This is a genomic window from Salinivibrio sp. PR5, assembly GCF_001996085.1.
Classification (GTDB): Bacteria; Pseudomonadota; Gammaproteobacteria; order Enterobacterales; family Vibrionaceae; genus Salinivibrio; species Salinivibrio proteolyticus.
Map to the genome: position 1 here is coordinate 1 of NZ_MUFK01000048.1, position 19819 is coordinate 19819.

At 49.1% G+C, this 19819-nt stretch carries 17 protein-coding genes and 4 tRNA genes; 10 read left to right on the forward strand and 11 right to left on the reverse strand.

Annotation, left to right across the window (positions count from 1 at the left end; translation table 11 throughout):
• Window positions 1-335: 335 nt before the first annotated feature.
• Window positions 336-1763 carry a PTS glucose transporter subunit IIBC gene (gene ptsG, locus BZG82_RS13995; RefSeq protein WP_069589109.1) on the forward strand — a complete coding sequence of 476 codons (1428 nt, stop codon included), beginning with the start codon at window positions 336-338 and terminating at the stop codon, window positions 1761-1763.
• Window positions 1764-1849: 86 nt separating this feature from the next.
• On the opposite strand, the gene BZG82_RS14000 is transcribed toward ptsG, so the two are convergent.
• The 3 genes from BZG82_RS14000 to BZG82_RS14010 all read right to left on the reverse strand — a co-directional run bounded on the left by BZG82_RS14000 (window position 1850) and on the right by BZG82_RS14010 (window position 4519).
• Window positions 1850-2755 carry a lysine exporter LysO family protein gene (locus BZG82_RS14000; RefSeq protein ID WP_077479226.1) on the reverse strand — a complete coding sequence of 302 codons (906 nt, stop codon included), beginning with the start codon at window positions 2753-2755 and terminating at the stop codon, window positions 1850-1852.
• Window positions 2756-2874: 119 nt separating this feature from the next.
• Complete coding sequence (locus BZG82_RS14005; RefSeq protein ID WP_077766108.1) at window positions 2875-3798, reverse strand: HDOD domain-containing protein; 924 nt, start codon at window positions 3796-3798, stop codon at window positions 2875-2877.
• 133 nt (window positions 3799-3931) lie between these two features.
• The gene (locus BZG82_RS14010) at window positions 3932-4519 is read right to left on the reverse strand and encodes an LON peptidase substrate-binding domain-containing protein (protein WP_077662109.1); all 588 of its coding nucleotides are present in this window, start codon (window positions 4517-4519) and stop codon (window positions 3932-3934) included.
• Window positions 4520-4802: 283 nt separating this feature from the next.
• Between BZG82_RS14010 and BZG82_RS14015 the strand changes: the two genes are divergently transcribed.
• The 6 genes from BZG82_RS14015 (at window position 4803) to BZG82_RS16405 (ending at window position 6462) form a co-directional block, all read left to right on the forward strand.
• Window positions 4803-5390: a TfoX/Sxy family DNA transformation protein gene (locus BZG82_RS14015; protein ID WP_077479223.1), complete on the forward strand. Its 588-nt coding sequence runs from the start codon at window positions 4803-4805 to the stop codon at window positions 5388-5390.
• Window positions 5391-5609: 219 nt separating this feature from the next.
• Window positions 5610-5683 (forward strand) — tRNA-Cys (locus tag BZG82_RS14020).
• A 24-nt stretch (window positions 5684-5707) separates the two neighbouring features.
• Window positions 5708-5784, forward strand: a tRNA-Met gene (locus BZG82_RS14025).
• A gap of 133 nt (window positions 5785-5917) precedes the next feature.
• A tRNA-Gly gene (locus BZG82_RS14030) sits at window positions 5918-5993 on the forward strand.
• Between the two features lie 38 nt (window positions 5994-6031).
• Window positions 6032-6118: transfer RNA gene (locus BZG82_RS14035), tRNA-Leu, on the forward strand.
• 176 nt (window positions 6119-6294) lie between these two features.
• Window positions 6295-6462, forward strand: a complete 168-nt coding sequence (locus BZG82_RS16405; RefSeq protein WP_157891193.1) for a hypothetical protein — start codon at window positions 6295-6297, stop codon at window positions 6460-6462.
• A 60-nt stretch (window positions 6463-6522) separates the two neighbouring features.
• Here the strand turns inward: BZG82_RS16405 and BZG82_RS14040 are convergent, their stop codons facing one another.
• From BZG82_RS14040 to BZG82_RS14070, 7 genes are all read right to left on the reverse strand, one after another.
• Window positions 6523-7152 carry a Fic/DOC family protein gene (locus BZG82_RS14040; protein ID WP_077766109.1) on the reverse strand — a complete coding sequence of 210 codons (630 nt, stop codon included), beginning with the start codon at window positions 7150-7152 and terminating at the stop codon, window positions 6523-6525.
• A gap of 184 nt (window positions 7153-7336) precedes the next feature.
• Window positions 7337-7558, reverse strand: coding sequence for a FeoC-like transcriptional regulator (locus BZG82_RS14045; protein ID WP_069589117.1), 222 nt, complete (start codon window positions 7556-7558; stop codon window positions 7337-7339).
• Window positions 7509-9836: a Fe(2+) transporter permease subunit FeoB gene (gene feoB / locus BZG82_RS14050; RefSeq protein WP_077766110.1), complete on the reverse strand. Its 2328-nt coding sequence runs from the start codon at window positions 9834-9836 to the stop codon at window positions 7509-7511. Before feoB ends, BZG82_RS14045 begins: the two co-directional genes overlap by 50 nt.
• Window positions 9836-10063 (reverse strand): FeoA family protein, encoded by a 228-nt coding sequence (locus BZG82_RS14055; RefSeq protein WP_069589119.1) that lies wholly within the window; start codon window positions 10061-10063, stop codon window positions 9836-9838. Before BZG82_RS14055 ends, feoB begins: the two co-directional genes overlap by 1 nt.
• A gap of 233 nt (window positions 10064-10296) precedes the next feature.
• Complete coding sequence (locus BZG82_RS14060) at window positions 10297-12687, reverse strand: Lon protease family protein (protein ID WP_077766111.1); 2391 nt, start codon at window positions 12685-12687, stop codon at window positions 10297-10299.
• A 181-nt stretch (window positions 12688-12868) separates the two neighbouring features.
• Entirely contained in the window at window positions 12869-13879 is a 1011-nt protein-coding gene (gene ltaE, locus BZG82_RS14065; RefSeq protein ID WP_077766112.1) for a low-specificity L-threonine aldolase, read from the reverse strand.
• Between the two features lie 233 nt (window positions 13880-14112).
• Complete coding sequence (locus BZG82_RS14070; RefSeq protein WP_077766113.1) at window positions 14113-15156, reverse strand: ABC transporter substrate-binding protein; 1044 nt, start codon at window positions 15154-15156, stop codon at window positions 14113-14115.
• 297 nt (window positions 15157-15453) lie between these two features.
• Here BZG82_RS14070 and BZG82_RS14075 point away from each other — a divergent pair, with 297 nt between their 5' ends.
• From BZG82_RS14075 to BZG82_RS14085, 3 genes are all read left to right on the forward strand, one after another.
• On the forward strand, window positions 15454-16734 hold the full coding sequence (locus BZG82_RS14075; RefSeq protein ID WP_077766114.1) for an NAD(P)/FAD-dependent oxidoreductase: 1281 nt from the start codon (window positions 15454-15456) through the stop codon (window positions 16732-16734).
• A gap of 115 nt (window positions 16735-16849) precedes the next feature.
• Window positions 16850-17458 (forward strand): 2OG-Fe(II) oxygenase, encoded by a 609-nt coding sequence (locus BZG82_RS14080; protein ID WP_077766115.1) that lies wholly within the window; start codon window positions 16850-16852, stop codon window positions 17456-17458.
• Window positions 17459-17574: 116 nt separating this feature from the next.
• Complete coding sequence (locus BZG82_RS14085) at window positions 17575-18147, forward strand: alpha-ketoglutarate-dependent dioxygenase AlkB family protein (RefSeq protein WP_077479237.1); 573 nt, start codon at window positions 17575-17577, stop codon at window positions 18145-18147.
• A gap of 33 nt (window positions 18148-18180) precedes the next feature.
• Here the strand turns inward: BZG82_RS14085 and BZG82_RS14090 are convergent, their stop codons facing one another.
• Window positions 18181-19689, reverse strand: a complete 1509-nt coding sequence (locus BZG82_RS14090; protein ID WP_077766116.1) for a M28 family metallopeptidase — start codon at window positions 19687-19689, stop codon at window positions 18181-18183.
• Window positions 19690-19819 lie beyond the last annotated feature (130 nt).

Genomic DNA, 19819 nt, shown 5'->3' on the forward strand with positions numbered 1-19819 from the left:
ACCTAAAATAACTTTCCACTTTTTTCTCATCGCACTTGTTGTACTTTTTCAATTCTTGCTTTTTGAAATAAAAAATATTTTTAAATCAGTTGTTTATGAATATTATTGCTGATTTTGTCAGCAAGTTTAATTGTGATCTATATTTACTTTTTAATCAGTAAAATCATCGTACGTAGGCAGGGTGATGATTCGCACCTTATAGTTTGGGTGAGTTCAATAATCACAAATCGCAATGACTCTCAGGCGTCCGACGTTTTCGGGCCACCTGTAGCGGGGGAGCCGAATGGTTAGCCACGAGAGCATGCATTGTTAACTTCCTTGTCAGGAGCAAGACTATGTCAAAAAACCTCTTCGCTAACCTGCAAAAAGTCGGTAAGGCGCTGATGCTACCAGTATCCGTGCTACCGGTAGCAGGTATATTGCTAGGTGTTGGTGCGGCCAACTTTAGCTGGATGCCAGATATTGTTTCTCATCTGATGGAACAAGCTGGTGGGTCTGTGTTCGGCCAAATGGCACTGCTGTTCGCCGTGGGTGTCGCGCTGGGCTTTACTAACAACGACGGTGTTTCCGGTCTGTCTGCGATCGTCGGTTACGGCATCATGGTGGCAACACTTAACGTGATGGCTCCTGTGATGGGCGCTGAAGAAATCAAGACGGGTGTACTCGGCGGTATTCTTGCCGGTGCTGTGGCTGCGTGGACGTTTAACCGCTTCTACACCATTCAGCTGCCTGACTACCTTGGTTTCTTTGCGGGCAAACGTTCGGTGCCAATTATCACCGGTTTCCTCTCTATCGCGCTGGGTGTCATCCTTTCTGTTATCTGGCCACCAATCGGTGGTGCGATCGCTACCTTCTCTCACTGGGCTGCAGAGCAAAACCCTGTGACCGCATTTGGTATCTACGGTATTGTCGAGCGTGCCTTGATCCCATTCGGCCTGCATCACATCTGGAACGTACCTTTCTTCTACGAAGCAGGTAGCTGTGTGAACAATGCAGGCGAGCAAGTGAATGGCATCATGACTTGCTTCTTGACCGCTAACGACGCGACTCGTGAAGCAGGTAACGGCTTCGGTCAGTTAGCTGGTGGTTACTTGTTCAAAATGTTCGGCCTACCAGCCGCTGCGTTTGCGATTGCACATTCTGCAAAACCAGAAAACCGTGCCAAAATCATGGGTATCATGGCGTCAGCAGCACTGACTTCATTCCTTACTGGTATTACTGAACCTATCGAATTCTCGTTCTTGTTCATCGCACCTGTACTGTACGGTATTCACGCGGTGATGGCGGGCTTGGCTTATGTGTTGACCAACGCACTGGGCGTGGTACACGGCCATACTTTCTCTAACGGTTTCATCGACTTTATCGTACAAATGCCACGTGCTGAGAACGTGACCACACTGGTACTGCTTGGCCTGGGTTATGGTGTTCTTTACTACATCGTATTCCGCGTAGTGATCCGTGCTCTTGACCTGAAAACCCCAGGTCGTGAAGACGAAACCACTGAAACCTCAACAGCGACTGGCTCTGAGCTAGCGGGTGACTTGGTTGCAGCCTTCGGTGGTAAAGACAACATCACAGGTCTTGACGCATGTATTACACGCCTACGTGTTTCTGTGGCAGACACTGAAATTGTTAACCAAGACAAGCTTAAGCAACTTGGTGCAGCGGGTGTTGTAGTTGTATCTGGTGGCGTACAAGCTATCTTCGGTACGAAATCAGACAACCTGCGTACGGAAATGGATGATTGGATGCGCAGTCACTAACCAGTGACATCGTCCAAGCGAAAGGAGAGCCATTGGCTCTCCTTTTTTTATGTGTATTTGTCCCGACGAGAAAAGGAGAAGGAGCGTTATGCGCCGAGCGAGAGAAAGAATAGCATTAGTACCGGAACCAGCAGACTTAAAATAAAGCCGCTGACGATCGCGATCGGCACACAGCGAATCCCGCCGGTGCTTTGAATAATGGGTAAGGTAAAGTCCATCGCGGTTGCGCCACCATAGCCAATCGCCGTGAGTGGATAACGGCTAATAATCATGGGAATCAACATAATGGCCACCAGCTCGCGGGCAAGTTCGACAATAAACGAGGCGCCACCATAGACGGGGCCCAGCCCATCTCCCATTAAGATCCCTGCCAAGGAATACCAGCCGAACCCGGATGCCATCGCAAGGCCGTGATGATAAGGCAAATCGAGTAACCATGCGGCCAATAAACCACCCGGCAGTGAGGTGATGACGATGAGCGCGGCGATCACCACACCTTTTTTATTCAGTACAATTTGTTTAAGTGTCATGCCACTATTGCGTAACTGAATACCAATCAAGAACAGCAGAAGTAGCAGAATGATTTCGCTGGCGGTATCGACCCAAGATAAGTTCATTTCTACGATCAGGCCAGCGGCGAGCCCCACAAAGACGGCGGCTATCAGTTTGCCGGATTCAGACATCATGGTGCTTAGCTTTAGTTTGTGTTGATGGCCCTGCGTGTCCGTCGGCCAGATTTTATCTAAAACGGGTAACGCGAGGAGGTTGGCCCCCCCAATACAGACAAAGAAGGTTGCTGCGTAGACACCAATAGTGGAAATGTTACTCCCTAGGTTGTCGAGAGAAGCTAAGCTCAGGCCCATCAGCAATAAAATCACGATCACCAGTCGGACGGTTAGCGTATTAACCCAATGAACATGCTGAGGCCGCTTAAGAGGTATGAGGTAGCCCACGATAAGGGGTAAAAAGATCAGTAACATCCCTGAGAACATCGATTTTGCTCACAATAAAGAAAGAGTTCATCGAGGTTATCAATCGGTTAATAGTCTGGTCAATAAAATCAGACAGCTGTGATATGGAATCACACCACAGCGTGACAGGCGCATTGGCGTTAGATACTGCTCGCTTCGATGACAGCGTCAAGCTCACGGGTAAAGTCCAACTCGTTCAAGTTAGAGAGTTCATAAAGAGCTTCAGCCCCGGGCGCGGTGAGTTCAACGTCATGATCATCAATGGCGTCATCATGGTTACGGAACATGAGTAAGTGATTCGCCATGCGTGCAATATCTAAATAGGTAATGTCTGGGCGAGCGTGTGTGTATAGCTTGGTATTAATCGCCACTTCAATGTAATCACGCTCAAAGTGCCAGTTTTGAAGGATGAGTCGACTGCAATCGCCCGATAAGTTAAAGAAGACTTGTTCGGCGATATCAAACTTAAGGTAGTGGCCTTCATCGAGAAAGCGCTGAAATTCGCCGATGATGCTGTACAAACCAATATCTGCGAGTAGACCAATGATTAAGGCTTTTTCTGGCTCAACCGACAAGGGCTCATCGCAATAGTTATGAATTTTCTGGGTCATCAACGCCATAGCGGCAGCAAACTCACGGGATTTTTGCGCGCTTCGCTTCAAAATGTGATTGCACTGTGGGCCAAATTTGGCTTGGCTTTTTAATTGATAAATCGCTGCGGCGGTCACTATCCCTAACACACGATCGACCCCTAATCGGGAGACTGCAGTTTGGATGTCGTTGCATTTGCCGGTGGCCCGTGGTGCAAATAAAGCGGAGTTTGCTGCCTTGAGTACCGCACCACAGAGGCTAGGATCATCGATCAATAAGTTGGCAATATCGCGCATCGTGGTATGAGGCTGTTTGCTGGCGCGCTGGATTGACAGAACGACATCCGGTAAAGGAGGGAGGGCAAGGCGATTGACACGGATGGTTTCAATGGCGCGTTTGTAAAACTCAGATTCTATGCCGCGTAAGTATTTATCGCGATCGGGGGAGACCCAAAAGAATGACAGATGGTCCATAAGTCCTGATTCTATTTTTTACCGTCTTGTATGGTAATGCGGACGCACAGGAAAGAGAACCGCGAACTTGTGGATTACTCGCTTTTTTCGTTCCTTTGTTGATACTTTGAACAACTTGGAGTAGGCGTTAGCGTCACTCGTCGTTTTCGAGCGGGTAACGTAGCAATTTATCGATAAACTCCGCGACCTGATTTGGGCTAGGTTGTGACAGCAATAGCTGTTTTTGTTTGACTTCAATAGGCAGCAGCTCCAGCCAACGCAAACACACCCACCCAAGTTCGTCATATTGTGCAAGATTAAAGTGGTGATGTAACGTGGGGTTTGAGCGATAGTATTGCGCTAGTTTGTTGCTTAAATATTCATACTCTTGCGGAGTATTTTGTTGTCGCCATTGGGGTAATGGCGAATATGTGCCTAACTTTACGTCATTGTCACCCAGTGTCATAGATTCGACTTTTACACATTCGACCCCTTGCAGCGTTAGCGCCATATGGTGGGTATCGTGGCGATCAAAGTCCGCGATGTGGCAAAGGGTAACGATAGGAGAAATCGCACTAGGTATCTCAAGTTCGCTCCCTTCTTCTTGCATAGCAATCAGAAGCTCAGGCGGAGTCCCAGCCTGCGCCAACACGCTCAGGTAAAGGGGTTCTGGCACAATGTAAGTGTGTAAGCCTCCGGGGAGTAAGTGACTGGTTTTAATTAAAACTGGCTTAGGTAACATCGTATCCTCGAGTATAAAATGTCTTTTCCTTAAATCTAGCGCACTTGGCTAAGTTGGTTAAGTCTTCATCACTCTTCCTTTCAGTTTAAAACGAAATACGAATGCTTTTTTAAATGCCCTCATTAACCATATGTCTTTTTAAGGGTTAAATTTCTGTACAGTGATCTAATGCATAGAATTTCATATCAACATCATGCACTATTTCGCGTGTCGAATTATTAGGCTTGGTGGCCGCTTTTTTGGTCATCACTTTTTTCGCTCAGGAGAGAAATAGGAGTTACCGATGAGTGTGGTATTTAAAGCCCATATTGTTAAGTACTTGAGCAACTTCGGTGAAATGGAACAACGCTCAATGTTTGGCGGAACAGGGTTTTTCTACGACGGCGCGATGTTTATGTTGCTGACGGATAAGCGACTGTATTTGCGAGGCGGTGGCGCATTATCAGAAAGACTACTCGACAAAACGTGTCGTAAATTTGTCCATGTCAAGAAAAGCTCAACCGCGGTTGTTAATTATTACGAAATAACCAGCTTATACATTCAAGACGATCCCGAATTAGGTCAGCTTGTCAAAACATCGATCGATATTGCGGTGGCAGATAAAAAACGCAAAGAGAGCCTAGAGAGCCGTCGACTACGCGATCTGCCTAATCTACGACTGACCATTGAGCGTATGCTGAAGAAATCTGGCGTTGAAGATGTGCGTACATTTAATCAGCTTACTCCCGAGGAGCTGTTTCGCCGTGTGCAGATGACTCATGGCAAAGATGTGGATGTCTCCCTGTTGTGGAAATTTGCTGGTGCGCAACAAGGTTGTCACTGGAAGCTGATTGAAAAAGAAGAGCGCGATCGTTTACTTGCAGCTGTTTAATACCCATTTTGCGCGCAGACAGCCGGCCGAATAGGTCGGCTTTTTTATGTTTAGGGTCTAGCAAAGTGAGGCGGGTGGCGCGAATATACTCAGATTGTGCGAAAAATGTGACGCTTGGATAAATAATCGACGGTTAAACCACTAAAGTGCAATTTATACGTGACAGGCGAAAAAAGTTATGTAGAATTCAAACCACTTAGCCGAGAGGTGAAACGTAAAGGCGCGTTGGCAGAGTGGCTATGCAGCGGATTGCAAATCCGTGGACCTCGGTTCGACTCCGGGACGCGCCTCCATGCACTTGGCTGAAACAATACGGACGCGGGATGGAGCAGTTTGGTAGCTCGTCGGGCTCATAACCCGAAGGTCGTCGGTTCAAATCCGGCTCCCGCAACCAACTTTATGTTGCAGAAAAAGTTTATTTGGTTGAAGCTCATTCAACACGACCTACGGTCGTCGCAATTGCATTGTGCGATAAATCCGGATACCGCAACCAGTTTTCTAAAGCGTTATAAAACGCTTGTTAAAAAGCGACATTAGCTCAGCTGGTAGAGCGCAACCTTGCCAAGGTTGAGGTCACGAGTTCGAACCTCGTATGTCGCTCCAAATTAAAACAGTGGCGTAAGCGGCTGAAAGAATTGTGTGCCCCGGTGGTGGAATTGGTAGACACAAGGGATTTAAAATCCCTCGGCGTTCGCGCTGTGCCGGTTCAAGTCCGGCCCGGGGCACCATTAAAAAAGAAAACGGCGACCAGATTGGTCGCCGTTTTTGCGTTTAACAGACAGCGATTTTGCGCACTGTGTTAAAAGCCGTATCCCAGTCACAATATTGTCTAAGTGATAAACATATCACCATTGAATTTAGATGCTTTTTTGCCTAAAATTTAACCATAACGAATGAGGGCAGTATGCACAGGCCAGAGATGCAAAAAAAAGCAAAACAAGTCACACAAAAAATGATTGATCGCGCGGTGGCAAGCTCGACGGCAATCGAAACGCAAGCAACCACGGAAGAAGTAGAAGCGAAATTAAAAGAAAATCGGCAAAAATACCAAGCGCTCGCATTGGCTGATTAGCCACTCACTGCAGTAAGGACGGCGAGAAGCCAATATTACCGGCAATTGGCGATAACCTTGTTAACCCATTAGTGAGCTGGGTGGTAATACATCTTTTACTAAGCGTTCCATATGCTGGTAATCATGGCCGACGCCCGCCTGAATAGCGGCAATATAAAAGTCTTTGTTTTCCTCCCATAGTCGATAATCTAGCAACCCTATCCCTGCCTTTTGACACATCACATCAATCAACAAGCGAGAAATGCGTCCATTTCCCTCTCGGAATGGATGGATAAGAATGAATTCAACATGGCTTTGCGCTAAAAAGTGAATGAGCTCTGTGCGTGTCATCGTTGGTAAATTGGGATAATCCGTTAAGTAATCTCGTTCAAACTGAGTGAGACAAGGACCAATTTGTTTCGGTGAGGTGAAGCGAAATCCCGCCTTACTCAGTTCGACATTTCGCACCTGCCCAGCCCACAAATAGACATTCCCGAGCCATTGCCGGTGCCAACTGGCCATAGTGTTAAAGCGCAGTGCGCGAGGAAAGTGTCCACCGGTAAAAATCCTTTCGTAGAGTTTAGACAAAAGCACTGCCTCAATATCTTCTATGTCGTGCAATTGCGTGATACCGAGCAAGTTACGCAAGACTTGCTCATTCGATCCAGGTTGATATTGCGCCTCTGAGGCTTGCGTCTCATAACGTGTCATACCTGTCTTCCTTGCTTATCTGTCACCATGGTCTTAGGGATACGACATTCGCCATGATCAGTTATGTTGCCTGTTGCGATGGCTGTTATGCCATAGGCTTTGAGTATAGTGGATAGATAATGGGTGTTATGCGGGATGTAGAAGTAAAAAAGCAGCGTCGAAACGCTGCTTGAAAGGGAAGGGGTTAGACCATGCTGAGGCAATGGATCTCATTGTGATGTGCCAAGCGATAATGAATATCGGCAGGATCCTGACAGGGGCACTGACGAACGATGGTCCCCCGTTTTATCCACGTTTCCATCATGGCGTCCACGCCGTCCGGGGTCAGACCATACTCTTTGGCAAGCGCCTCGGCACTAATGACACCCGCCTGAGTGACACTGGCTTTGAGCTTTTGCAGGATCATAATAGGTCTCCTTAAACCAATGAGGATGCTTACCGATGTAGCGCATTGCGGCAACTACCGCGATGAGTAGCGCCAAAATACCGCCAATGTAGAGTGAAGCTGAAACCGGTGAAACACTGATCTGACTGAGTTGGAAACACAGGGTCGCACCGCTGACGGCCAGTAACATTGACCAACTGGCAATGAACATAGCGAAACGGCGACCAAACTCGCGAGTATAAGCGCCCATCGCTGCTACACAGGGGGTATAGAGCAAAATAAACATCAAGTAGGCCAACACGCTAGCGGTGGAACTAAAGTGATGATGCAGGTTGTCGAATGTGGCGAGACTGACTTCTTGCTCCTCTGCGGCAAGTTCGGGATTATCGATATCGCCTACGCTTACCGCCAATGGATCACTGAAATCAATATCAAACAAGTTGGCAGGAATGCTTTGTACCGCTTCTAGCAAGGCCTCACCGATCGTGGTGGGGGTTTCCTCGATATCTGAAGGCGCATAAAGATTATTGAGCGTACCCACGACGGCTTCTTTGGCAAACAAACCGGTGACAAGACCTACGGTGGCCGGCCAGTTATCTTCTTCGATACCTATCGGGGCGAGGGCAGGTGTCACGACTTGCGCGGCTTTAGACAGCACGGACGTGTCGCTGTCTTCGTGTCCGAATGTACCATCTGTGCCGAGCGAGTTGAAGAAGGTTAAAATGGTTACCACCAGTACAATGGTTTTACCGGCACCCAAAACAAAACGGCGCAGCTTCTGCCAAGTATTGCTCATTACATGGCGTAATCGTGGCAATTCATAGTCTGGTAGCGTCATGAGCAGGCTTTCACTGTGCCCGGGATAAAGCGTGTGACGCAAAATCAGGCCGGTGATGATCGCCACCACAATGCCCAGCAAATAAAGGCCAAAAACCAGGTTTTGCCCTTGTTGTGGGAAGAAAGCGGCAGCAAACAAGGCGTACACCGGCAGCCGTGCACCACAGGACATAAAGGTAGCCATGGTAGCCGCGGTTTTGCGCTCATTGATTTGTTCTAGGGTACGGGTTGCCATCACCGCTGGTACCGTGCAGCCAAAGCCCAAAATTAAAGGGACGAAGGCTTTGCCCGGCAAGCCGATCTTTTGCATTAAACCATCGAGTAAGAATGCGGCGCGTGCCATATACCCAGTGCTTTCGAGAACAGTGAGGAACAGGTATAAGCCCGCAATGACGGGAATAAAGGTCGCGACAGTTTGGATCCCGCCGCCGAGACCATCTGCGATAACGGTGACGATGGCGGTCGGAAGCACCCCATCCAGTAGCTGATGGGTGCCATCGACGAGAATCGCGCCCGCGGCAATATCAAAAAAGTCGATAAATGCGCCGCCGATGTTAATCGCAAACACAAACATGGCGTATAGCACGGCGAGCAAAATAGGCAGCGATAAGAAGGGGTTAAGAATAACCTTATCAAGCTTTTCAGTATTATTGCGACTTAAGTGGCGATGCTCACGACGGGCGTCATGCACCAAATCGCGGATATAGCTGTACCGTGCATCGGCAATCAGAATATCAGTATCATGCTCGGCGAGCGATTGGCAGGCTTGCGCAAAGATATGTTGTTGTGCCTCGTCACTGCCATCAGGCAGGCGACCACGTTCGAGACATTCTAACAGGTGCGCGCGTTGGTTCACTTGTCCGGTCGCGGTACGAATAAAGCTGGCGCCAAGGTGGGCTTGTATCCAAGCTTCGATGTGCTCACCGTAGTTCAGTTGCATGGCGTCGCACTGAGGGATGTCGCTCACAATATGGGACAGTTGGTGGCGAAATGTCGCGACGCTGTCTGCTTGGCAGGCGGTGACGGTAAGGACAGGACAGCCTAACCACGCTTGCAGTTTAGCAATATCAAGCTGTTGTCCATTCCTATCGAGCAGATCCATTTTGTTGATCAGCACCACCATAGGCACACCACGCTCACGGAGCTGCAGCGTCAAGTACAGTCCACGCTCTAGGCTGTTAGCATCCAGTACGTTAATGATGACGTCACTGGCGCGGCTATCAATCGAAAAGGTCGCGATTTGCTCATCTAAACTCGCGTCAAAGCCAGCGTTTAGCGCGTATAAGCCGGGCAAGTCGGTGATCTCGGTCTCAGCATTATCGAGCGAAAGCTGACCGACTTTTTTATCCACAGTCACGCCCGCCCAGTTACCAACCTTTTGGCGAGAACCGGTTAATGCGTTAAACAAGGTGGTTTTTCCGCAGTTGGGGTTACCGGCGAGAAGAATGCGTGTTTTACTCATTACATGGCCTCCACATCGATCAGCTTGGCGATTTCACGACGGACGATGAGTTGTTCGTTGTCGAGGCGTATTTGCAATGGGTCGCCCAGGGGTGCACGCCGGACCAGCTCAACGGCGGTGCCCGGGATCAATCCCATAACGGCAAGACGATGGCGGATAACAGCTGGCACATGATGGACACTGGTAATGCGTGCGGCCTGGCCGCGACCGAGAGTCGACAGTTTCATAGCGCGAGATCCAAATAAGAATGGTTTGCATTGGATGTTACGCTTAAATTTGACGTGGTTTTTTGCTTAGGATCAAGCAATTTTTAGTGAGCAGCTTGTCTTGAAAGTAAGACGATGAAATAAATGGTGGTTAAAAAGTAGATATGTGAGGGGAAAAAGCAAAAACTAGCCGCTAACTTTGTAAGAAAATATTTCACTCGCTGGCAGTCAAACCACTGCCAGCGAGTGATAGATTAGCGTGCGTGATGCGATGATGACTCTTTTTGTGCTTTACGCCGCTGATCATTTAAGTTGGCTTTGGCGGTTGCAAGGAGGTTGTCTGTGGTGATTGCATCTGGGCCAAACCCTGCGTTTTGTCCGGTAAGCAGCGAAAGCGCTTCGGCCACATGGGAGACCGCATAGATGTGAAACTCACCTTTCTCAACCGCATGGACCACATCCTTGCGCAGCATCAGGTTTTGGATATTGGCGGCGGGAATGATCACCCCTTGCTGCTCGGTGGGACCTTTAATGGTGCATACATCAAAGAAGCCCTCGATTTTTTCGTTCACGCCGCCAATCGGCTGCGCCTCGCCAAATTGGTTCATGGAGCCTGTAATCGCCAGATCTTGACGCAAGGGCACGCCCGTAATCGCCGAGAGAATCGCACAAAACTCTGCCATTGACGCACTGTCTCCATCGACGCCCCCGTAAGATTGCTCAAAAGTGATATGCGTTTTGAGCGGGATTTGTTCTGTTTTGCCGAGTAGGGTGGCGAGGTAGGCGGACAAGATCATCACTCCTTTAGAGTGAATCCGTCCACCGAGTTTAACGCTGCGCTCAATATCGAGCACTTCGCCTTCACCATACGCGGTAGTGGCAGTAATCCGGTTGGGGAGTCCGAAGCTAAAATCAGATGTACTCAATACCGATAAGCCGTTGATTTGGCCTAGTGCAGAGCCGGTGGTATTGATCAAGGTGACGCCGTTTTCAAAGTTCTGCATCATGCTATCGCGCACGCGGCTCACCCGCATATTGCGGCTTGCTAGAGCTTTCTCGACATGCAAAGCACGAATGCTATTGGCGTTGGCCTGCGTGGCCCAGTAGTTGGATTCGCGCAAAAGGTTAGCAATATCAGCGGAGTGCAGCGACAAGCGATTTTGATCTTCGGCCTGTCGGGCACTGTGCTCAATAATACGCGCAATCGCACCGCGACTACAGTGCAGTAAACCGCCGTCGTGGATAATGCTGGAGATAAACTTCGCGTACTGTTGCTCTGTACTATCGTTGCGTGGCATATCGTCTTCGAAGTCCGCGGTCACCCGAAATAGCTCGCTGAACTCGGCATCATAGCGTTGTAGCAACTGATAGGTTTGGTAATCACCAAATAAGATGATTTTCACATCAAGTGGAATGGGGGCAGGGTCGAGCGATACAGTGCCACTAAGGGTGACTTCGCGTTCAAGGGCGCTCACGCTGAGTTGTCTTGTGCTTAGGGCGCGCTTGATGCCGTCCCAGACGTAGGGTTTCTCGAGTACCTTGATGGCATCCATCAGCAGCACGCCGCCATTAGCGCGGTGAAAACTGCCCGCACGGATCAGCGAGAAGTCGGTGAACACTGTGCCCTTAAAAGTGGCATTTTCAACATAACCAAAGAGGTTGTGATAACTGGGGCTGTCTTCCACCACGACAGGGGCTTGGTTGTCGTCTTGGCTCACCAAGACATTAACTTGGTAGCGGCGCGGTAGTTTTTTATCGAGTGCGGCATAAGCGAGCGCCGCTTGATCCTCGCTGTCTTCGAGAAAGATATCCAAATGCTCTAGCATATCCGCTTGCATCGCCTCCAGAAATGCCAGCACTTCAGGGAGATCTGCAAACGCTTTGGTGACGGACTTCATTTGGGCGGCAATCACATCGCGCGCTACTTCTTCATCCAGCGCTTGTTGCTTTTCCGCATAGTCTTCTTCCCACTCGCCGAGTTGACGCACAATGCTGCGCAGTTCGGTTTCGAGTTTATCAATCACCTTGCCGAATGCCATTTGCTCCTCTTGAGAGAGCGCATCGAAGGTGTCCTCAGTGTGAGGCTCCTCGCCGTTAAGGGCAACAAACTGGTAATCGCCCTGCGGGGTGATCGTCAAACTAACATTGTTTTGTTCTGCGCTATCACTGAGTGCTTTTAATACGGTTTGCTGGCGCTCGGTGAGCTGATTTTTGAGTGTTTCAGCACGCTGATAATACATCTCGTTGTCGAACGCGAGCGGCAGCGCATTGGCAAGTTTTCCCATTAGCTGCTCAACGTGCTTTTTGAGTTCATTTCCTCGCCCTGCGGGAAGCTTTAAGAATTCAGGCGCGCGGGCTTCTTGGAAATTAGCGACGTAGCACCAATCATGGATAGACGTATCATTTTTCCAATGGTGGTTTAAATAGCGCATCACCATGGTGCGCTTGCCTAATCCGTTCTGACCAATGGCGTAAATGTTATAGCCCTTTTCCTTGATCGACATGGCAAACTCAACGGCATGTCGTGCTCGGTCTTGGCCAACAATTTCATCCAACGGCGCAAGGTGCTTGGTTGAGGTGATGTCACTGTGTTTAAAGCTAGATTCGCGATACAAACGTTCGCTGTTCACCACGGTAGTCGCCATAATCGATCCTATTTGGTCTTTTATCGATTGATGCTTTCAGTGTAGCGAGTGTAAGTGACTGTTTTAGTGATGCTGGTGGAGAAAGTTGCGACAGGGTCACAGTTTAGCACTGGGTGGCGAATAAATGAGCAAAAAAGGGCCATTAAAGGCCCTTTTGAATACGTCATAAAAGCAGGGCTGATTAGAGCGATTTTTTAATCGCGTTTATCAATGCGTCGATATCTTGACGATTTACGTCTTTATGAGTGACAAAGCGGGCCGGTGTGCCATTTAAACTCACTCGAAAGCCGTTATCCATCAGGCGCATATTGAGACGAACCCGATCGATGTTGTCGGCAATATCGACATACACAATATTGGTCTGAACGTCATAATTGTGGGTAGAAAAGCCTTCAATCTCATTGATTTCATTGGCTAAATAATGAGCGTTAGCATGATCTTCAGCGAGACGTTCGACATTTTCTTCGAGTGCTTTTTGTCCGGCAACGGCGAGAATACCGGCTTGACGCATACCACCGCCCAGCATTTTTCGTAGCCGTCTAGCTTTTTCAATGAAGGCTTTCGAACCCAACAGTAAGGAGCCGATCGGTGCTCCTAATCCTTTTGACAAGCAAACAGTCATAGAATCGAAATGGCAGCTTATCGCGGTAATATCGACATCCAGTGCCACCGCCGCGTTGTAAACACGTGCGCCATCAAGGTGAAGGCTTAGCTGATGCTTGTTGCAAAACATGCGTGCTTCGGCCAAGTAGGAAAGGGGTAGAACGCGGCCGCCGATGGTGTTTTCTAAACTGAGCAATTTGGTGCGTGCAAAATGAAAGTCATTAGGTTTAATGGCTGCGGCAAGCTTCTCAAATGGCAACGTACCGTCTGGGGCATTTTCAATGGGTTGAGGCTGAATAGAGCCTAATACCGCTGCACCACCGGCTTCATATTTGTAGTTGTGCGCTTGCTGACCACACAGGTATTCGTCACCGCGCTCACAGTGCGACATTAGCGCTAATAGGTTCGCTTGCGTACCTGATGTGGTGAATAGGGCGGCATCAAAGCCATGGCGCTCTGCGGCCCAGCGTTCTAATGCATTAACACTCGGGTCATCACCGTAAACATCATCGCCGACGGGAGCGTTAGCCATCGCATCTCGCATGGCTTGGTCGGGTTTGGTGACGGTATCGGAGCGAAAATCAATCATGTATTACATCCTTGCTGAGTGAGGGTCGTCGAGCGTGTTGCCTAATAATACACACAATGCTCGTTAGTTGGCAGTTGAGACCGGCGATTGGCTCTAGGCCTAACCACAAAGAATAGACAAATATACGCGCACGAAAAAGGCCATACCCGTGATATGGCCTGATTAATGAGACTTGAAGGGGTTCCCTAGACATTTGGTGAGAATACCAAACAGATGAGACCCTCAGTCGATGATTAGCTTTTTAGCATCTGCCAGTATTTTTGGTAGATTTTCACCGCTTCACCCACATCATCGGTAAATTCGCCACTGTTGACGGCTTCGTCAGTAGGGAAAATGGTCGTGTTTTCTTTCAGCTCGTCATCCAGGTACTCCGCCGCACGGGTATTGGGCGCCGGGTAGCCAAATTCCTCGACCAGTTTGGCTTGGTTCTCAGGACGATACATAAAATCGATGAATTGATGAGCCAGCGTCTTGTTCTCTGCATTTTTAGGGATAATGTAGTTATCCATCCAGAGAATCGCGCCTTCTTGCGGATAAACAAACTCGATGCCATCAATTTCTTGCTGCGCCATGTAAGCGTTGCCGTTCCATTGCTGACCAATAGTCACTTCACCGGTCACAAAAGGAACGTGAGGCGCATCTGAGTTATAGACCACAACGTTGTCACGCAATTGACGAAGGTACTCGTACGCTTGCTTGATCTCGCCTTCGTCTTTGCTGTTAATACTGTGTCCTTGCGCTTTTAACGCCATGCCAAAGACATCACGCACATCGTTGAGAAGCATCACTTGTGCGTTGAAGTCATCACGCCATAGGTCGGCCCACTTAGTGACTTTGTCCCCGTCGACATATTGGTTGTTGTAACTGATACCCGTCACGCCGAATACATAGGGCAGGGAGTAGTCATTCGCTTTGTCGAACGGTTGACCCAGTAGGCCGGGACGTAACTCATCGAAGTGGCTGATCTTTGATTTATCAATTTTGGCCAGCATGTCTTCTTTGATCATGCGGTTGATGAAATAGGTTGAAGCGAAAGCGAGGTCATAGCCTTTTCCATTCAGTAGCTTCAACTTGGCATACATGGCTTCATTACTCTCAAAGGTCGAGTAATTGACCGTCACCTTGTATTCTTCTTCAAACGCATTGATCACATCCATGGGCATATATTCCGCCCAGTTGTAGAGATTCAATACTTTATCGTCAGCGCTGACCCCAGTTGCAAATACAGCTGAAAGTGCGAGTGCGGTCGCGGTAATTCCGTGAGTGATTTTGTTCATTATCATGGTCCTTCAATGGCTTGCTGGCCGAGTACACGTCGGGGCGCATCATATTGCACCCAGCCTTTGTGTCAATGACTTTTTTTTAACCAAAATCGCGTTTCGTGAAACGTTCCGCTAACGGTAGCATAACCCTTGCGTGCGCCCCCAAATTATTGGGCAGTATCCTGTCATTTTTGGCTTGCGAGTCGCGCACGACAATGCGACTATCTGCGCGCTTTGTGTACAAGCCTCACACTAGTATCCTGAGCTTGTGCCTTATTTATTGAATCACCTAAATGAGTAACCATTGAGAACATGGTCAAAACGTACCGCCCCGACACTAATTACTATGTTGCTACGCAAAATCAATCCTTATCTTTTCCACCTTTAACCGGTAGTCACCACGCCGATGTTTGTATCATTGGCGCAGGATTAACGGGATTAAACGCCGCGATTGAATTACGTCAACGCGGCTATCATGTGATTGTATTGGATGCCAAGACGATTGCGTGGGGGGGCTCTGGACGTAACGGCGGCCAATGTTTAGTGGGATATTGCCTCGGACTTAGAGAGGTGCATGAAACCTACGGCTCGCAATGGGGTAAACAACTTTGGGATCTTTCCGTTGAAGCGGTTGATATTGTGCGTGAAAGGATTCATAGCCATCAAATAGCCTGTGATTTCCAACCGGGATACATTGAACTGGCGTTAAACAAGACACAACAAACCGAGTTACAAAGCTGGCACGCCTTAAAGCAAGGTGACTATCAGTATCCGATGGCGCAATGGTGGGATCAGGCTAAGGTGGCAGAAGTGGCGAATACGGAGCGCTATTTAGGGGGATTATACGACCCGAATAGTGCGCATATTCACACCCTCAATTACACGCTCGGGTTGGCGAAAGCCGCGCAGGATTTAGGCGTGCAAATCTTTGAGCACAGCCCGGCGCAGTCGATAAAGAAGGGGCAGACTCATTGCGTTCGTACGCCTCAAGGTGACGTGAATGCTCCCCGCATATTGCTGGCATGCAATGCTTATCTCGATGGCTTAGACCGCAAGGCGCAAGCGAAAGTCCTCCCAGTTGCCTCCTTTATTGCGGTGACCGAGCCACTAGGCGATCGCATGCCCATTACTAATCGCATGGCTATGTCTGATCTCAACAACTGTCTTGATTACTACCGTCCCACCGCAGACGGACGCCTCTTATTTGGAGGCGTGAACCACCCGTTTAATCGTGAGTATAAAGACTCCGCTCAACGTCTACACCAACGAATGACAAGGGTTTTTCCTCAGTTAGGCGATGTGAAGATGGACTACCACTGGGGCGGGTTGTTTGCCGTGACGCGCAGTTACATGCCACACATTGATCACCTCGGCCAAGATATTTATACCGCGCATGGATACACAGGTCATGGAGTTGGGCTGACGAACATAGCAGGACGCGTGATTGCCGAAGCGATGGACGGACAAGCCAGCCGCTTTGATGTGTTTGCACGTTTAAAGCATGGTTGGATCCCGACCCCGAAAATGCTGCGTAGCCCTGCATTGGCTCTCGCGATTTGGAAAGCGAAGCTTGCCGATCTGCTTGGTGGGTAGCGACAACGTACAAACCGTTAACGATTAAAAATACTTGTCGTCACGATAAAGATCTCGTGTTGCTCCCCGCCAAGAAGGCAGTAATGTAGCCCTTCAAATAGCGGGGAGTAAGTGCTTGAACACACTGAGCATCATTGATGATTTAGCGACACACGGATTAAGCGTGTGCGATCAATTTTTAACAGCACAAGAAGTGGCTGATTTACACGCGTGTTTGCCTGAGCAGTGGACGCAAGCCAGTATTGGGCGCGAGCAGAAGCAACATACCAATACCCAAATCCGCACCGACAAGATCCATTGGTTAGAGCGCGGCCATGCCCCAGCCATTGATGCGTTACTCGATAAGATGTCTGAACTGCAGCTTGCGCTTAATCGTCACCTCTTTCTTGGTCTTTTTGAATATGAAGCGCATTTCGCCAAGTATAATCCCGGTGATTTTTATGCTAAACATGTGGATGCCTTTAAAGGCCGCTCTAACCGAAAAGTCACTACAGTGCTCTATTTGAACCATGACTGGTGTGAAGAGGACGGGGGCGAAATCGTCATTTACCATGCCGATGGGAGCCACTTGAAAACATTATGGCCCCAAGCCGGTCGCCTTGTGACCTTCTTATCGGAAGAGTTTCCTCATGAGGTACTACCCGCGAAGCGACAACGGTTTAGCATTGCGGGCTGGTACCGGATTAACGGCATGAGTGGTCATCGGGTTGATCCAATTCGCTAACAAACCGCATACTGACAGCTACGAGTGATAACCAGCAAGCGGTCAGTATGACGGGTTCACCGCAACAGCAAAGTTTTTTTAACCATGCCGAGTTCGACGCTCAGCAAGCCGTTGCTATGCCACAAGCGACTGTTCATTGGCAGCCAGATTGGTTGCCTATGGCTGATGCCGATAACCTAATGGCGGCATTGCATCAGCACACACCTTGGCAACAATTACCCATTTCGATGTTTGGTCGTACCGTGATGCAGCCGCGTTTATTAGCTTGGTACGGTGATCATGCTTACACCTACAGTGGACTCACATTATCTCCTCGCCCTTGGACGCCTGAGCTATTGGATTTGAAAGCGCGTGTTGAGGCTGCCACGCATGCCCGTTTCAATACCGTATTGCTCAATCTCTATCGGGATGGCAGCGATTACATGGGATGGCACAAAGATGATGAAGCCGAATTAGGAGAGCAGCCGACGATTGCATCGGTGAGTCTGGGCGCGAGTCGACGGTTTTTATTCCGTCATACCAAAAGTAAAGAAAAACGCGAGTTTTTGTTGAGTCATGGTGCGTTACTAGTCATGGCTGGGCAAACACAAACGTATTGGCAACATGCGTTACCCAAAACACAAAAACCAGTGGGCGCACGCATTAATTTAACTTTCCGCTGGATAACGTCGTCGTCAGGAAAAGAATAGACCCACTACCGCTCATCGGCAGTGGGTCTGTCGTTACTCGACAATCAGGCTAACGTTGTCATAAGCACTATACCCTCGCAGCATGACCGCATAGTCGCCGGACGTTGCATTGTCGAACCGGCAAACCTCATCATTGCCGCTGCGATAAGGGCGACAATCCCAGTTCTCCTTACTGACATCGCCGTTGGCTTTGACGTACAAGTCTACATCACCAAAACCGCCATAGGTTCGGATCACTAGCGCACCGGATTGTTCTAACTGGTAGTTGAAGTACTTTTCATTCCCACGAGCGCCAGAGAGTCCATTGATGGGCTCTCCGAGTTTCAGCTCGTTACCCGGATTGGGCGAGCTGTCGGCGTTCGCGAGCTCCACCGTATAGGCCAAACCGAGTTTCGTGAACTTCGCGGCGTGAGCCCCTTCGCTATCGCTGTTTGCCAAGGTGTCTTGCGGCGTATGGATGTTAGGGTTGTAATCATTAAATTTGGCTTCAAACGGCATGGCGGCTGGATAGCCGACTTGGTGCCACGAGGCGTGATCGGAACAGGCATAGCCACAAGTATCGAAGCCGTAATTTAAGGTAGGCAAGTATTCGTCAAGCAACTGCGTGAGATACTGAGTGAGCTGACTGTCGGTATAGTCGGTGATAAAGACAATGTCTTCAGCAGATCCTTGATAGTTTGTCATGTCCAGTTGTAAGACACCACGAACCTCTTTGCCCGCTTGCTTAAATTGGTTGGCAACGTCTTGCGAACCACGCAATCCAACTTCTTCTGCTGCGTAGGCAACAAATGCGATACTCCGCTTAGGCTGGAAGTTGTTTTGCGCCAAGACGCGGATCACTTCTGTGACGGCAGCAATCCCCGAGGCATCATCATCGGCGCCAGGCGCAATACTTTGCTCATTGGTGCGCGAGCCAATCGTCGAGTCTAGGTGGCCGCCGACGACGACCCATTCGTCGGGCGATTCTGAGCCCTCGATGGTTAACATCACCGATTCTTGATTATACCCATTGTGTGAAATCTGAGTGACGGACGCACCGGTTAACCCTGCACTGAGCGATTGCCAACGTTGCTTTATCCAATCGGAAGCCTGTGCCCCTGATGTAGTGGTGTAGAAACGGTTGGGAAAATCGGTGAGACGATCAATGGTATTAACGATGAGTGCACTATCAATTTGGCTAATCCAAGGTGTCACTAACGCTTGCTGACTGATTGCAGGCGCGACAAAGCTAGCGCGCGAAAGAGGCATGTTACTCGCAGCCATGGCACTTTGGGCTGATGAGTGCACGATATAACCACCGCAGCGGTGATGGTTTTCGTGCATCTCGTGGGAGAGGGCGGCTAACTCAGATTCACTGACTTCGCCAATCCATGCTTGCCCATTGTGTGCGACTGACTGTGCTAATAAAGGCTGTGCACCAGAAGCCAAAGCGGTTTGTTGTGCATCTGCACCGATCGAGATCCAGACTTTTTTATCTTCAGCCTGCGCGAGTGTGCAGCTTGTTGCAAGGACAACGGCCAGAGCCGTGCGTTTATAATGCATAGTTCCTCCTTGAGTGAATAAGGGTCGCTAAACTCCATGCGACCTTTTGACTGTAGAGCAAAAACACAACTTGCTGATAAATTTATAAAACCATTATTGGATGGTTTAATTGTCACAAAATTGTTAATAG